The organism is Corynebacterium crudilactis (genome assembly GCF_001643015.1).
GTDB lineage: Bacteria > Actinomycetota > Actinomycetes > Mycobacteriales > Mycobacteriaceae > Corynebacterium > Corynebacterium crudilactis.
Map to the genome: position 1 here is coordinate 68,828 of NZ_CP015622.1, position 15,358 is coordinate 84,185.

At 52.4% G+C, this 15,358-nt stretch carries 11 protein-coding genes, 3 rRNA genes and 1 pseudogene; 10 read left to right on the forward strand and 5 right to left on the reverse strand.

What is annotated here, in order from left to right:
• The first annotated feature begins 129 nt into the window (after positions 1 to 129).
• Together ccrud_RS00345 and ccrud_RS00350 are read left to right on the forward strand one after the other, a co-directional pair.
• Positions 130 to 1,764 carry a sensor histidine kinase gene (locus ccrud_RS00345; RefSeq protein WP_066563287.1) on the forward strand — a complete coding sequence of 545 codons (1,635 nt, stop codon included), beginning with the start codon at positions 130 to 132 and terminating at the stop codon, positions 1,762 to 1,764.
• On the forward strand, positions 1,764 to 2,420 hold the full coding sequence (locus ccrud_RS00350; protein WP_003855418.1) for a response regulator: 657 nt from the start codon (positions 1,764 to 1,766) through the stop codon (positions 2,418 to 2,420). The genes ccrud_RS00345 and ccrud_RS00350 overlap by 1 nt, the downstream gene beginning before the upstream one ends.
• Here ccrud_RS00350 and ccrud_RS00355 read toward each other — a convergent pair.
• Positions 2,417 to 3,331, reverse strand: a complete 915-nt coding sequence (locus tag ccrud_RS00355) for a D-isomer specific 2-hydroxyacid dehydrogenase family protein (RefSeq protein WP_066563288.1) — start codon at positions 3,329 to 3,331, stop codon at positions 2,417 to 2,419. The genes ccrud_RS00350 and ccrud_RS00355 overlap by 4 nt on opposite strands.
• 115 nt (positions 3,332 to 3,446) lie before the next feature.
• Between ccrud_RS00355 and ccrud_RS00360 the strand changes: the two genes are divergently transcribed.
• The 7 genes from ccrud_RS00360 (at position 3,447) to rrf (ending at position 11,508) form a co-directional block, all read left to right on the forward strand.
• Positions 3,447 to 3,878 carry a hypothetical protein gene (locus tag ccrud_RS00360; protein WP_003855420.1) on the forward strand — a complete coding sequence of 144 codons (432 nt, stop codon included), beginning with the start codon at positions 3,447 to 3,449 and terminating at the stop codon, positions 3,876 to 3,878.
• Positions 3,879 to 4,092: 214 nt separating this feature from the next.
• Positions 4,093 to 5,097, forward strand: coding sequence for a biotin synthase BioB (gene bioB, locus ccrud_RS00365; protein ID WP_066563290.1), 1,005 nt, complete (start codon positions 4,093 to 4,095; stop codon positions 5,095 to 5,097).
• Between the two features lie 11 nt (positions 5,098 to 5,108).
• A complete protein-coding gene (gene bsaP, locus ccrud_RS14800) occupies positions 5,109 to 5,348 on the forward strand; it encodes a biotin synthase auxiliary protein BsaP (RefSeq protein ID WP_011013366.1) in 240 nt (79 codons plus the stop codon).
• Positions 5,348 to 5,641 (forward strand): CHY zinc finger protein, encoded by a 294-nt coding sequence (locus ccrud_RS14805; protein WP_011265456.1) that lies wholly within the window; start codon positions 5,348 to 5,350, stop codon positions 5,639 to 5,641. Before bsaP ends, ccrud_RS14805 begins: the two co-directional genes overlap by 1 nt.
• Positions 5,642 to 6,256: 615 nt before the next feature.
• A 16S ribosomal RNA gene (locus tag ccrud_RS00375) occupies positions 6,257 to 7,779 on the forward strand.
• Positions 7,780 to 8,184: 405 nt separating this feature from the next.
• A 23S ribosomal RNA gene (locus ccrud_RS00380) occupies positions 8,185 to 11,262 on the forward strand.
• Positions 11,263 to 11,391: 129 nt separating this feature from the next.
• Positions 11,392 to 11,508: ribosomal RNA gene (gene rrf / locus ccrud_RS00385) — 5S ribosomal RNA — on the forward strand.
• The 16S, 23S and 5S rRNA genes sit together here, the layout of an rRNA operon.
• A 142-nt stretch (positions 11,509 to 11,650) precedes the next feature.
• Here rrf and ccrud_RS00390 read toward each other — a convergent pair.
• The 4 genes from ccrud_RS00390 to ccrud_RS00405 all read right to left on the reverse strand — a co-directional run bounded on the left by ccrud_RS00390 (position 11,651) and on the right by ccrud_RS00405 (position 14,300).
• On the reverse strand, positions 11,651 to 12,178 hold the full coding sequence (locus ccrud_RS00390; RefSeq protein ID WP_066563296.1) for a class I SAM-dependent methyltransferase: 528 nt from the start codon (positions 12,176 to 12,178) through the stop codon (positions 11,651 to 11,653).
• Between the two features lie 38 nt (positions 12,179 to 12,216).
• The gene (locus ccrud_RS00395) at positions 12,217 to 12,966 is read right to left on the reverse strand and encodes a hypothetical protein (protein ID WP_066563300.1); all 750 of its coding nucleotides are present in this window, start codon (positions 12,964 to 12,966) and stop codon (positions 12,217 to 12,219) included.
• Between the two features lie 100 nt (positions 12,967 to 13,066).
• Positions 13,067 to 13,681: a hypothetical protein gene (locus ccrud_RS00400; protein ID WP_066563301.1), complete on the reverse strand. Its 615-nt coding sequence runs from the start codon at positions 13,679 to 13,681 to the stop codon at positions 13,067 to 13,069.
• Positions 13,682 to 13,763: 82 nt separating this feature from the next.
• Complete coding sequence (locus ccrud_RS00405) at positions 13,764 to 14,300, reverse strand: hypothetical protein (protein WP_066563302.1); 537 nt, start codon at positions 14,298 to 14,300, stop codon at positions 13,764 to 13,766.
• 178 nt (positions 14,301 to 14,478) lie between these two features.
• Here ccrud_RS00405 and ccrud_RS00410 point away from each other — a divergent pair.
• Positions 14,479 to 15,323 (forward strand): annotated as a pseudogene (locus tag ccrud_RS00410) (Sir2 family NAD-dependent protein deacetylase).
• Positions 15,324 to 15,358: the final 35 nt, after the last annotated feature.

The window sequence follows — 15,358 nt, forward strand, 5'->3', positions numbered from 1 at the left end:
TGCATTGCCTGGGGTAGTGCGCAAAAGAAGACTTTTGTGCATTATGCTCAGAATTGTTGGCCTGGGACTTCGCTTCACGCTCTGCTGATAATCACCCCCGGGGGTAGGTATGTCTGTTGATGGATACGAATGAAAAACTTCAAGGAGGTGGACATCATTCGCTTTGCTACCCGAATACTGGTGATTCAAGTGGCTACCGTCGCGTTGGTGGTAGCTATTTGCACCGGAATTTTCGCAGTTTTGATGATGGATCAGATGAAAACTGAGGCCGAGCACACAGCGCTGTCCATCGGACGTTCGGTGGCATCCAACCCGCAGATCCGCGAGGAAGTAGCGCTTGATACTCAAACAGGAGTAAACCCATCGGCCGAAGAATTAGCCGATGGAGATATCCAAGCGATTGCGCAGGCGGCCAATGAACGCACTGGAGCTTTGTTCGTCGTTATCACCGACGGTTTAGGTATCCGCCTGTCCCACCCAGATGAGGAACGTTTGGGTGAGCAGGTGAGCACTAGCTTTGAGGCTGCCATGCGGGGTGAAGAAACCATGGCGTGGGAGACCGGGACCCTCGGTGCGTCCGCGCGAGCAAAAGTGCCTATCTTTGCGCCGGATTCTAATGTTCCAGTCGGTGAGGTCAGTGTTGGGTTTGAGCGAGACAGTGTGTATTCCCGCCTGCCCATGTTCCTCGCCGCCCTTGCTCTTATTTCTGTGTTGGGAATCCTTATCGGCGTGGGTGTAGCCATGGGCATGCGACGCCGTTGGGAACGCGTGACCTTGGGTTTGCAGCCGGAGGAGCTAGTGACCCTTGTGCAAAATCAGACTGCAGTCATCGATGGCATTGATGAGGGCGTGCTGGCGCTGAGCCCAAACGGAACAATTGGGGTGCATAATGAGCAGGCGCAATCCATGATTGGTGCAGGTCCTATGAGTGGCAGGACGTTGAAAGAACTAGGGCTTGACCTGGGTCTTGATGGCGTTGTATTGCATGGTCAGCATCCGGAAACCGTTGCCCATAACGGCAGGATCCTCTATCTGGATTTCCACCCCGTGCGCCGTGGGGATCAAGATTTAGGCTACGTGGTAACCATCCGCGATCGTACCGACATCATTGAACTCAGTGAACGCCTCGACTCTGTGCGCACCATGACCCACGCACTCCGCGCCCAGCGCCACGAGTTTGCCAACCGCATCCACACCGCAACAGGGCTTATCGACGCCGGCCGCGTCCACGACGCGGCAGAGTTTCTAGGCGATATATCCCGCAACGGGGGACAGTCACATCCATTAATCGGATCAGCGCACCTCAATGAAGCATTTTTGAGCTCATTTTTAAGTACTGCTTCTATTTCGGCATCTGAAAAGGGCGTTAGTCTGCGCATCAACTCTGACACGCTCATCCTTGGCACTGTTAAAGATCCAGAAGATGTAGCAACCATTTTGGGTAATTTAATCAACAATGCCATCGACGCTGCGGTGTCAGGTGAAGCCCCACGGTGGATTGAGCTTACGTTGATGGATGATGCCGATACGCTGGTCATTTCTGTTGCAGATTCTGGTCCTGGAATCCCAGAGGGCGTGGATGTATTTGCCACAGCCACCCAGATAGGAGACTCTGAAGATAATGAACGCACCCACGGGCATGGCATTGGTCTAAAACTGTGCCGGGCTTTGGCTAGATCACATGGTGGCGATGTCTGGGTGATTGATAGAGGAACCGAAGATGGCGCTGTATTTGGAGTGAAACTACCGGGAGTAATGGAGTAATGGATCAAACACTTAAAGTTTTAGTAATTGATGATGATTTCCGCGTCGCCGGCATTCACGCCTCCATCGTTGATGCGTCGCCTGGTTTTTCGGTGGTCGGTACCGCGCGTACCCTCGCAGAGGCAAAAACCCTGATCGCCACATTTTCCCCGGATCTCCTACTTGTTGATGTCTACCTCCCCGACGGCGATGGCATTGACCTCGTGGGCACCTCCAATATTGATGCGTTTGTGCTCAGCGCAGCCGATGACATCAAAACAGTTCGACGCGCCATGCGTGCCGGGGCACTCGGATATCTGCTCAAACCATTTCCCCAAAAACGTCTCGTGGAACGCCTTGACCGTTACGTCCGCTACCGCCATGTCTTATCCGGCACCCAAGGACTTTCCCAAGACAAAATTGACCAGGCAACCGCAATCCTCAACGGCACCCAAGCGCCGGTCACCGTCTCTAGATCCGCCACAGAGCAATTACTTCTCGACGCCCTGGAAGGCCAAGAACTCTCCGCAACAGAAGCTTCCGAAGCTGCCGGAGTTTCACGTGCCACAGCACAGCGCAGGCTGGCAGCGATGGCTAGCCAAGGTGTGATCCAGGTTCGCCTTCGGTACGGACAGTCCGGGCGACCAGAACATCTATATTCAAAGCCACTGCTCTAGTAACCTTTGTGGATGTCCACCTCGGTCAGCATCTTTTCTCCAGCGAGAAACCGTCGGTAGTTTTCTGCCACCACTGGGGCAAGCATGCGATCCATCGAGGTCAACGTGTTGGCTACGTGCGGGGTAATGATCACATTGCTGCGCCCCCACAGTGGATGATCGTCCGGCAATGGTTCAGGATCGGTGACATCTAAGCCTGCCCCGGATATTTCTTGGGCATCTAAGGCGTCAACTAATGCTTCTGTATCTACTACTTCTCCGCGAGCCACGTTGATCAAAATTGCAGTAGACTGCATTGCTTTAAGCTCTGCTTTTCCGATCAGATGATAGGTGTCTGCGGTAAGCGGTACGCACAACACCACATGGTCGGCGTCGGCAAGTACTTGGTGCAGGTTGGATATAGGTTCCGTTGCATCAAAATCTTGGGTGGGTGTACCGGTCCTGCTTACTGCTAAAGACTTTGCGCCAAAAGGTTTCAACATGGCTGCTAGATGTTTACCGATTCCACCAGCTCCCACAATGGCAACTGTTGCACCATCAAGCCATCTGGTCTGCTGATCTATTTGAGTGCTTGGTGCCCAACTATCGGCGCGCACCATGGTGGGGTGCATATGAATCAGTCCCAGCAAAAGAGCCATTGCTGCTTCGGCTACCTGTTGGCCATACACCCCTGATGCATTTGACCACCGGCGTTTGTCATCAATCTGCCCAGCTGTGAAATATGCGTTGAGCCCTGCATTGGGAAATTGCACCCACCTCACTCCGTCGGGAAGTAGGGGAAATTCTGTGCCTGGTGTTTGAGTGAAGACAAACCCCTCGGCTTTTTCGAGGGAGTCGACTATTTCTGCGCCTGCCTCCTGAAGGGCCTTGGTGGTGAGTGGATAATCGCCAAAACCAACAAAGATTTTCATGGGCTCCAGGATAGGTTGTTGGTGTGAGGTTGGGTTTTGTCATCCTGAATGCTTCATTTCTACCCTCGTGGGTAAAGTTGGTGCCGAATCAACAATCTCTTTTGGAGGAACTTTAATGAGCATTTCCAACGCAATCCTGCGTGGTGTGTCTGGCGCTTATATTCTGCAGTCCGGCTACGGAAAACTTGGATTGCCTAATGAGGCCGCTGCTGGCATTCAGGGTCTAGCTGCAACGGGTATCCCAGCGGTGGCTGATATGGATTCAGATACTTTCGGTAAGTTTGTTGCCTACTCGGAGTTGGGTATCGGTGGAGCTTTGCTTGCTCCATTTATCCCTAGCCGTCTTGCAGGTTTGGGTCTTGGTGCTTTCTCTGCAGGTTTGTTGGCCATTTACTTCCGTAACCCAGCGATGACTCAAGACGACGGAATCCGCCCTTCCCAGGATGGAACCGGATTGTCTAAGGATCTTTTCCTTGCTGCTATTGCGGGTGCTTTGGTGTTCGCACCTGCTAAGAAGCGTAAGAAGGCGAAGAACAAGTCTAAGTAAGCTTGCTTGAACGGCGCTTGTTAGCAAGGCCGTTCAACCGCGCTGTTAATCAGCCATTTTTGAACAGTGTTCAAAAATTCTTGAACACTGTTCAAGTCATGGGTTAAGGTTGTCGTTTAAGGCACGTGTCATTTTGCATGCGCGTGCCCAATTCTTCTTAAGTGTGCTCAATTTTTAAGCGCGCAGTTATTGACAACCAGCCTTTAGGAGACCCATGACCATCCCCGGCACCATCCTTGACACCGCCCGCACCCAAGTTCTGGAACAGGGAATTGGCCTTAATCAGCAACAGTTGATGGAAGTCCTCACCTTGCCTGAAGATCAGATACCGGATTTGATGGATTTAGCCCACCAAGTTCGACTCAAGTGGTGTGGGGAGGAAATCGAGGTCGAGGGCATTATTTCCCTCAAAACTGGCGGTTGCCCTGAAGATTGTCATTTCTGCTCACAGTCTGGGTTGTTTGAATCGCCGGTGCGTTCGGTGTGGCTGGATATTCCGAATCTGGTTGAAGCCGCTAAACAGACCGCAAAAACTGGCGCTACCGAATTCTGTATCGTCGCCGCAGTCAAGGGGCCTGATGAGAGGCTCATGACCCAGCTGGAGGAAGCAGTCCTCGCGATTCACTCTGAAGTTGAAATTGAAGTCGCAGCATCGATCGGAACGTTAAATAAGGAACAGGTGGATCGCCTCGCTGCTGCCGGCGTGCACCGCTACAACCATAATTTGGAAACTGCGCGTTCCTATTTCCCTGAAGTTGTCACCACTCATACATGGGAAGAGCGCCGCGAAACTTTGCGCCTGGTGGCAGAAGCTGGAATGGAAGTCTGTTCCGGCGGAATCTTAGGAATGGGCGAAACTTTAGAGCAGCGCGCCGAGTTTGCCGTGCAGCTGGCGGAGCTTGATCCGCACGAAGTCCCCATGAACTTCCTTGATCCTCGCCCGGGCACCCCATTTGCCGATAGGGAATTGATGGACAGCCGTGACGCTCTGCGCTCTATTGGTGCGTTCCGCCTTGCGATGCCTCACACCATGCTTCGTTTTGCTGGCGGTCGCGAGCTGACTTTGGGCGACAAGGGTTCCGAGCAAGCCCTCCTGGGAGGCATCAATGCGATGATCGTCGGAAACTACCTGACTACGCTCGGCCGCCCAATGGAAGATGACCTCGACATGATGGATCGTCTCCAGCTGCCCATCAAAGTCCTTAATAAGGTCATCTAAGAAGCACGCGCATGAACGACGATCTCCAAATGGCCATGATTCTGGCAGACACCCCGATCTTTCATCCAAACACCGGCAAGCCCTTCGATGGTGAACATAAGCTGTCGCCCTCTGCGCGAGCAGGTTTGGAAGCACCCCGTTATTGCCAGCTCTGCGGTCGGCGCATGAAAGTCCAAGTCCGCCCCGACGGGTGGGACGCCTTATGCTCCCGCCACGGTTTCGTCGACTCCTCTTATCTAGGGCGCCGATAATGCGTGGCCATCTCATTGACGGTGACGGCCGCTGCATCCACTATCACGGACCCTTCGACGTCGTCGGCAACAAATGCGCCACATGCAACGAGTGGTGGGCGTGTCATCGCTGCCACGAGGAGATTGCCAATCATCCTTTCGGGAAGATGCTTATCGACGCCCCGAGCTCCCTTCAATGCGGCCACTGCGGGGAGCTTATGGCCTACGGGGTGCAAAAATGCCCGCGATGCGGGCATAACTTCAATCCAGGGTGTTCACTCCACACTCCGCTGTACTACGAAATGCCCTCTTGACCTGGGAAGTTGCGGAGTCATGGGCGGGTGTGTAAATTAATTCCAGTCAGCGCGACCAACAACGCCCCAACACATAAGAGATTATGTGGACAGTGAGGCGGATCTAGGAAAACAAACGCTCGACAAACCAACAACACTTCATCGAAGTCAACAAACACCGATTTGGTGAAAGTAAACAAGATGAAGTAACGTTGAACAAGCTGCCAACAAGACACCAACACAAACAAACGTTGATGATCTTATGGTGTGCGTATGTTGTTTGAGAACTCAATAGTGTGCCATTTATTTTATTTGTCACTACAACCGGAAACAGTGTTTTTGGTTGTGGGTCATGCCGGGTGGTGGATTGCCAATTGTATCCATCACTGTAAATAAAGCATAGTCATCATTTCGGTGGTGGGTGTGTAAATTTTGTTGGCATGATTATTTTTTGTGGGTCTTCTTGTTCCCCGTCAAGGGAAGAGGCCCATATATCTTCCATGCCCACGTTGTGGGTGTGGGTAATCATTAATTTTTTGATGAAATGTCAGCTACAACTAGTCGCACTGTGTGTGGGTGGTTGTTGTTGTTTTTTGTCAGGTTTGGGCTTTTCACGGCCTAAAAATGTTTTCATTTTTTGTGGAGAGTTTGATCCTGGCTCAGGACGAACGCTGGCGGCGTGCTTAACACATGCAAGTCGAACGCTGAAACTGGAGCTTGCTTCGGTGGATGAGTGGCGAACGGGTGAGTAACACGTGGGTGATCTGCCCTGCACTTTGGGATAAGCCTGGGAAACTGGGTCTAATACCGAATATTCACATCTTCGTAGGGAAGGTGTGGAAAGCTTTTGCGGTGTGGGATGAGCCTGCGGCCTATCAGCTTGTTGGTGGGGTAATGGCCTACCAAGGCKTCGACGGGTAGCCGGCCTGAGAGGGTGTACGGCCACATTGGGACTGAGACACGGCCCAGACTCCTACGGGAGGCAGCAGTGGGGAATCTTGCACAATGGGCGAAAGCCTGATGCAGCGACGCCGCGTGGGGGATGAAGGCCTTCGGGTTGTAAACTCCTTTCGCTAGGGACGAAGATGTATTTTGACGGTACCTGGAGAAGAAGCACCGGCTAACTACGTGCCAGCAGCCGCGGTAATACGTAGGGTGCGAGCGTTGTCCGGAATTACTGGGCGTAAAGAGCTCGTAGGTGGTTTGTCACGTCGTCTGTGAAATCCCGAGGCTTAACTTCGGGCGTGCAGGCGATACGGGCATAACTTGAGTGCTGTAGGGGAGACTGGAATTCCTGGTGTAGCGGTGAAATGCGCAGATATCAGGAGGAACACCAATGGCGAAGGCAGGTCTCTGGGCAGTAACTGACGCTGAGGAGCGAAAGCATGGGTAGCGAACAGGATTAGATACCCTGGTAGTCCATGCCGTAAACGGTGGGCGCTAGGTGTAGGGGACTTCCACGTCTTCTGTGCCGCAGCTAACGCATTAAGCGCCCCGCCTGGGGAGTACGGCCGCAAGGCTAAAACTCAAAGGAATTGACGGGGGCCCGCACAAGCGGCGGAGCATGTGGATTAATTCGATGCAACGCGAAGAACCTTACCTGGGCTTGACATGGACCGGATCGGCGTAGAGATACGTTTTCCCTTGTGGTCGGTTCACAGGTGGTGCATGGTTGTCGTCAGCTCGTGTCGTGAGATGTTGGGTTAAGTCCCGCAACGAGCGCAACCCTTGTCTTATGTTGCCAGCACGTTATGGTGGGTACTCATGAGAGACTGCCGGGGTTAACTCGGAGGAAGGTGGGGATGACGTCAAATCATCATGCCCCTTATGTCCAGGGCTTCACACATGCTACAATGGTCGGTACAGCGAGTTGCCACACCGTAAGGTGGAGCTAATCTCTTAAAGCCGGCCTCAGTTCGGATTGGGGTCTGCAACTCGACCCCATGAAGTCGGAGTCGCTAGTAATCGCAGATCAGCAACGCTGCGGTGAATACGTTCCCGGGCCTTGTACACACCGCCCGTCACGTCATGAAAGTTGGTAACACCCGAAGCCAGTGGCCCAACCCTTGTGGGGGGAGCTGTCGAAGGTGGGATCGGCGATTGGGACGAAGTCGTAACAAGGTAGCCGTACCGGAAGGTGCGGCTGGATCACCTCCTTTCTAAGGAGCTTTATTAACCACCGGCAACACTGTGTGTTGTGTGTGTGGTTGTTGGTGTTGGAACCCGTTCGTGGTTGCCATCAACACACTATTAATCGGGTGGAGATGACCCCTAGGGTGACAAAAGCTAAGACAACAGAGTTTTAGGTAATAGGTGGCATGCTGTTGGGTGTCTGGAATGACATCGCAAACATTACGGTAAGTAGTGTGTGTGGGTTGTTTCTACATCGAATACGATCAGCAAGAAATATGAGATACACAGTGTGTATTGATGTTTGTTGGTGGTGGTGTTGTGTTGTGTGAGAACTGTATAGTGGACGCGAGCATCTTTATTTTTTTGTTTTTTTGTTGTGTAACCGAACGCGCCAATCGCACTGTGTGTGGTTGGTAGTTTTTTGTGTTGTGTGTGTTGTTTTTTAGGGCACACGGTGGATGCCTTGGCATATCAAGCCGATGAAGGACGTGAGAGGCTGCGTTATGCCTCGGGGAGCTGCCAACTAAGCGTTGATCCGAGGATGTCCGAATGGGGAAACCCAGCTGCAGTAATGTGTGGTTACCTGCTGGTGAATATATAGCCAGTGTGGAGGTTTACACGGGGAAGTGAAACATCTCAGTACCCGTAGGAGAAGAAAACAATTGTGATTCCGTTAGTAGTGGCGAGCGAACGTGGATGATGGCTAAAACTTATGTGTGTGATACCCGGCAGGGGTTGCATGTAGGTGGTTGTGGGGCAATGGCGTTAACATTCTGCCGGATGTTGGCATGTGCTGCGTGATTAGTGGAAGTGGTGTGGAAACGCCTACCGGAGTAGGTGAGAGTCCTGTACACGAAGATCATGGTGGTGTGTGTGGTTGTTGATACCCCGAGTAGCAGCGGGCTCGTGGAATCTGCTGTGAATTAGCCGGGACCACCCGGTAAGCCTGAATACTTGATATGACCGATAGCGGATTAGTACCGTGAGGGAATGGTGAAAAGTACCCCGGGAGGGGAGTGAAATAGTACCTGAAACCGTGTGCTAACAAACCGTCAGAGCATCCTTGTGGTGTGATGGCGTGCCTTTTGAAGAATGAGCCTGCGAGTCAGCGGCATGTCGCGAGGTTAACCCGTGTGGGGTAGCCGTAGGGAAACCGAATCCTAACTAGGGTGAATTAGTGGCATGTCTTGGACCCGAAGCGGAGTGATCTACCCATGGCCAGTGTGAAGCAGCTGTAAGAGGTTGTGGAGGCGCGAACCCACTTAGGTTGAAAACTGAGGGGATGAGTTGTGGGTAGGGGTGAAAGGCCAATCAAACTCCGTGATAGCTGGTTCTCCCCGAAATGCATTTAGGTGCAGCGTCGTGTGTTTCTTGCCGGAGGTAGAGCTACTGGATGGTTTAGCGGGACTACAATCTTAGCGACATCAGCCAAACTCCGAATGCCGGTAAGTTAGAGCACGGCAGTGAGACTGCGGGGGATAAGCTTCGTAGTCGAGAGGGAAACAGCCCAGATCGCCGGCTAAGGCCCCTAAGGGTGTGCTAAGTGGAAAAGGAGGTGGGGTCGCGAAGACAGCCAGGAGGTTGGCTTAGAAGCAGCCATCCTTGAAAGAGTGCGTAATAGCTCACTGGTCGAGTGATTCCGCGCCGACAATGTAGTGGGGCTTAAGTACACCGCCGAAGCCGCGGCAATGATCTTTTTGAAGATTGTTGGGTAGGGGAGCGTCGTGCACGCGTTGAAGCAGTCTGGTGACGGGGTGTGGAGTGTGTGCGAGTGAGAATGCAGGCATGAGTAACGATTGATACGTGAGAAACGTATCCGCCGGATGACTAAGGGTTCCTGGGTCAAGTTAATCTTCCCAGGGTGAGTCGGGGCCTAAGGCGAGGCCGACAGGCGTAGTCGATGGATAACGGGTTGATATTCCCGTACCCGAGTATTGGCGACCATGGTGAATCAGTGATACTAACCGCCCATAAGCACCCATAGATGATCTTTGATTGTCGTGGTGTGTGGTTGCGTGGGACCTGATCTGGTAGTAGCTAAGTGATGGGGTGACGCAGTGAGGTAGCTTGGCCACTTATTGGATTGTGGTGTAAGCGTGTGGCACGACTGGTTGGTAAATCCGCCGGTTTTTTGTGTGAGGCGTGATGCGGAGCCCTTCGTGGGTGAAGTGAGTGATCCTGTACTGTCGAGAAAAGCCTCTAGCGATGTTGATATTCGGCCCGTACCCTAAACCGACACAGGTAGTCAGGTAGAGAATACTAAGGCGTTCGGGTGAACTGTGGTTAAGGAACTCGGCAAAATGCCCCCGTAACTTCGGGAGAAGGGGGGCCATGATATGTGAACAACTTTTCGTTGGGAGCGTGTTGTGGTCGCAGAGAATAGAGGGAAGCGACTGTTTACTAAAAACACAGGTCCGTGCGAAGACGTTTAAGTTGATGTATACGGACTGACGCCTGCCCGGTGCTGGAAGGTTAAGAGGACCGGTTAGCCGTAAGGCGAAGCTGAGAATTTAAGCCCCAGTAAACGGCGGTGGTAACTATAACCATCCTAAGGTAGCGAAATTCCTTGTCGGGTAAGTTCCGACCTGCACGAATGGCGTAACGACTTCCCTGCTGTCTCAACCACAGGCCCGGTGAAATTGCAGTACGAGTAAAGATGCTCGTTACGCGCGGCAGGACGAAAAGACCCCGGGACCTTCACTATAGCTTGGTATTGGTGTTTGATTCGGTTTGTGTAGGATAGGTGGGAGACTGTGATCATGTGACGCTAGTTGTGTGTGAGTCGTTGGTGAAATACCACTCTGATCGGATTGAATGTCTAACCTTGGCCCATGATCTGGGTTGGGGACAGTGCCTGGTGGGTAGTTTAACTGGGGCGGTTGCCTCCCAAAATGTAACGGAGGCGCCCAAAGGTTTCCTCAGCTTGGTTGGTAATCAGGTGGTGAGTGTAAGTGCACAAGGGAGCTTGACTGTGAGAGTGACAGCTCGAGCAGGGACGAAAGTCGGGACTAGTGATCCGGCACCAACTTGTGGTTGTGGTGTCGCTCAACGGATAAAAGGTACCCCGGGGATAACAGGCTGATCTTCCCCAAGAGTCCATATCGACGGGATGGTTTGGCACCTCGATGTCGGCTCGTCGCATCCTGGGGCTGGAGTAGGTCCCAAGGGTTGGGCTGTTCGCCCATTAAAGCGGCACGCGAGCTGGGTTTAGAACGTCGTGAGACAGTTCGGTCTCTATCCGCCGCGCGCGTTGAAACTTGAAGGAAGGCTGTCCCTAGTACGAGAGGACCGGGACGGACGTACCTCTGGTGTGCCAGTTGTTCCGCCAGGAGCAGGGCTGGTTGGCTACGTACGGAAGGGATAACCGCTGAAAGCATCTAAGCGGGAAGCCTGTTTCGAGATGAGGTTTCTTTTGAGGTTCCCTAGAGATTATGGGGTTGATAGGCCAGATCTGGAAGCACTGTAAGGTGTGGAGGTGACTGGTACTAATTTACCGATAACAACACCCACAACACGATTAGTGTGTGGTGTAACGCAACGTAACAAAGAGCAAATGAATATAAGCTCGCGTCCATTATGCAGTATCTGACACAACACAACCAACCTTATTGGTTGGTGTTTGGTGTGACACAAGGTGTGTCGGTGGTGATAGTAGCAGGGAAACGCCCGGTCCCATTTCGAACCCGGAAGCTAAGCCTGGTTACGCTGATGGTACTGCACTCGGGAGGGTGTGGGAGAGTAGGTTACCGCCGACCTAAAACTTAAAAAGATAGATGGATAAGCCCAGCAACACGTTTTAGTGTTGCTGGGCTTATCCGTGTTTCTATGAACAGGGGTGGGTAAGACCAACAGTTGTTGTTGGTCTTACCCACCCCTCTTTTTGCTTTCTATAACCGTTTAAGGCTTGGTCCATTCCAAGAGATAACGAAAGTAAATCCCGCGACGAATACGTCGATGCGGGAGGAGTCTTTTAGTGAGCTTTCGTATCTCTCGAAGACTCTCTGCAGGCTCTTTGGTGGGGAAGAGATAGTTTTGTTGCTCGTTATTGATTAGGCCTAGTAGCCGGGAGATAAGGACCTGAAATCCAGAGATGATCCAATCCGTGGCTGTCTTGTTTTTAGCTAGGCCAACAACGAGGAGCTTGCCGCCAGGATTGAGTAATCGTAGTGCTTTAGTGAGAGCTTCTTCAGTATTCATGTGATGGAGAGAAGCGATGAAAGTGATTGCATCATAGCTTTGCGTGGGTTGGAATTCTTCAAATCTCGTATTAATAAGCGGATCCACAACGTCGATGTGTGCTACCTGGTGGCCGGCATAGGCGGCGAAGGAGTGATCGCCGGAGCCGACGTCGAGAAGCGATCGCGTTTTCTTGAGCTTTGACATGAGCCATGGGCGATACGCGATGTTGTGGTTCCAATCGGACATGGCCTCTAGTTTAGGGCTGTCAGGCCTAGCAACAGGGCTTATACCGTATGCGGGAAGATGCGTCGCCCGTCGTGAACGTGTTCCCATCGCAGGCGATCGTCTGAAATATTGATGATCAGCTTATTTTTATCGTCTAAGAAGTCTGCCTGTTCGTGTTCTTCAGCTGTTTGGGTGTCATCGACAAAGACGAAATAGGGATAATCCTGGCAGTCATCATTGAGCTGTCGTAATTGTCTGACCCATTTACCTTCATCGCCACGTTGTTCTTCGGGATCGCTGGGGAGAAATCGGCCAAGGTCACGGGGAATTGTGCGATCCATACCTTGAATGCAGTCGATAGATCCTGCGATGTCGAACTCTTCAGCAAGCTGCAGTGCATAGTGTGCTGTGGCAGCTGCTTGAGCAATAGTGGGGTTTCTCCGTGCCGCAATGTTGAGGCTTTCTACGAGCTGGTTTAGTAATAGCACCCTGCGGGTGAGATCAGTACTGGCACGATCTTCTTGCAGCGCATCAATCATGGAATGTGCGAAGGCCAGTTCCGTGTAATATTTCACCGCACCCACTGGGCCATCTGAGTGATATAGCAGTTCTGGAGTTTGTCGATAATGATGATGAAGCTGACAGAAAGTAGTGACTGATTCTCTTAAGCTTGCGATGAAAGACATGTGCTGGAGATCGTATGCGGCTCCATTATGAGGATGCACGTCTATATAAACCTCCACTGTGGAATCAGGGAGGTCATAAGTAACAGTAACTTCCGGATCAAAGAGATCGTGGTCGTCATCCATGGTGCGCGATCCTTCTACTAATCTGGGGAAAACTTCATGACCTGTTTGTACTGGTCAGCGTGCCTGAAAAGAATTCTAATCACTCCGCACCGCATTGCAATTAGACGACAATAGTGAGCTGGCGCAGATAATTTTCCAGCATTGCTTCTGCATCAGGTACCTCTACTGATCCGTGGCCGAGCACTTCAATTGTTTTCATTGGGGTGCTTGTTTCACTTTGGATTGGTCCGAGGATTGCTTGTGCATCAGTCGTAGGTGCATCGGCAGTTCCACCGCTACCGGAGTCATTGCTAGCGCCATTGCGTGGGGTGGATGGGTTTCCTGCCTCAGCGGACCCTGAGGTCCCAGAAGGCTTAGATCCTACAGGTGCCTCGGAGCTTTCTGCATCCGTGGAGTCCAGTGAGTCAGATTCTCCGGAGCTTTGCCCAACAGTGCCTTTTAATCCACAGCTTTCAGCAGCAGCATCAACTCTGGAAAGGGCTGCGAGAATTTGATTTCCACGCTCATCAAAAGCTGCAAGAGCTTGTGCTTGGGCGACTTTATTTTGGTAGTCTGCGTCGTTTGTCCAATGTGCCTGGGCAGTGGCGCAGGAGATTTCACCTTGAGGAACTTGGCTCAACATGGCACCAACAGCAGCGTGGCTGGTGGGCAGGGGCGCAAGTGCAAGGACTGTGAAACTTACTGCAAGTGGAACGAGAAAACGAGTAGAAGACATAGAAAAAGTATGCCATCTTAAGCCCAAAAAAGAGCCCTCCAGAGATACTCTGGAGGGCTTCCTTGTGAGAACCTAAAAAATATTAAATCTTGATTCCAAACTGAGCTAGGAATTCCTGGACGATCTTGAATAGGTCTGGAAGCTGAACGCCACCAAATCCTGGGACCTCAACGGTAACAGCTGGGGTGCCTGCTGGCGCAAGATTTACCACAGGCGCAGGAGCGCTAGGAGCAGGAGCAGGTGCCTGTCCGCCACCACCGTTGTTCCCACCCGGTGCAGGAGCAGGTGCTGGTGCAGGAGCAGGTGCAGGAGCGGCGCCACCCTTTAGTCCACAACGGTTTGCGGCTTCCTCGACGCGAGCCAGGGCTGACTTGATCTGTGGGCCACGAGAATCAAACATTGCCAGCGCATTGGCTTGGGCTACTTTGCTGTTGTAATCAGCTTCAGAAGTCCAGTACTTTTCAGCCTGGGAGCAGCTGATCTGGCCGGATGGAAGTGCGTTGAGAGCGTTATCAATGATGTCGGCAGATGCGATTGCTGGGCTTGCAAGGGTGGCTGCACCGATGAAGGTTGCGGTGAGGGCTACGGTCTTGGATTTTGCGGAGTTGAGAAAGCTCATAGCCATTAACAATACGTAAGTTATAAAAATGCACCAATGTTAGCGATGAGAATTCGTTAACAATTTTATAACTTAGATCATGGCTTAGGATAAGTATGTGTTCGATAAACTCACTGCTCTTGCCCATAATTCAGCGTTGAGATCCATTGCTCGCGTCGTTGCGGAGACGGTGGAGCCAATGGGGGAGGATGAGGCGAGGGGAGGCGTCGTAAAGCAATTAAAGGCCGGGAACGTGCTGGCGGTGACTGGCGCTGGGGTGTCGACGGATTCGGGTATTCCTGATTATCGCGGCCCGCAGGGCAGCTTGAGCAAGCATCGGCCGATGACGTATCAGGAGTTTCGGCATGATCCGGCGGCGTCGCATCGCTATTGGGCGCGGTCGTTTGTGGGCTGGCGGGTGATGGATCAGGCGCGGCCGAATCGCACGCATTTTGCCATGGTGGAGTTGGAGCAGCATGGGTTTTTGAGTGGCGTGGTGACGCAAAACGTGGATGGTTTACATGCGGCGGCAGGCACGGAAAATCTGGTTGCGCTGCATGGTGATCTTGCGCATGTCATGTGCTTGAACTGCGGTTTTGGGGAGGATCGGCACCTTTTGATGAACGGCTTGAGGCTGCCAATCCAGGCTATGTGGCCTCGATTCGACTGGAGCCGGGTGCGGTAAATCCGGATGGTGATGTCTCGCTTAATGAGGCTCAGGTTCGCCGTTTCCACATGATCGGCTGCCTGCGTTGCGGCTCGCAGATGCTCAAGCCGGACGTGGTTTATTTCGGTGAGCCCGTGCCGCCGGCCCGCAAAAAAGATTTAAAGATGCTTCTCGACGCCTCCTCCGGTGTTTTAGTCGCCGGCTCTTCTCTCGCCGTAATGAGTGGCTATCGGATCGTGATTGAGGCGCAACGCCAAGGTAAACCGGTTGCCGTGATTAATGGTGGACCCGGGCGGGCTGATCACCGGGTTGATGTGCTGTGGCGAACCCGCGTGGCACCGGCCTTCGATGACATTTTGGATGCTTTAGACATTTAGTTTTCTGCTAAAAATAAGCCTTTTAAACCCTCTTA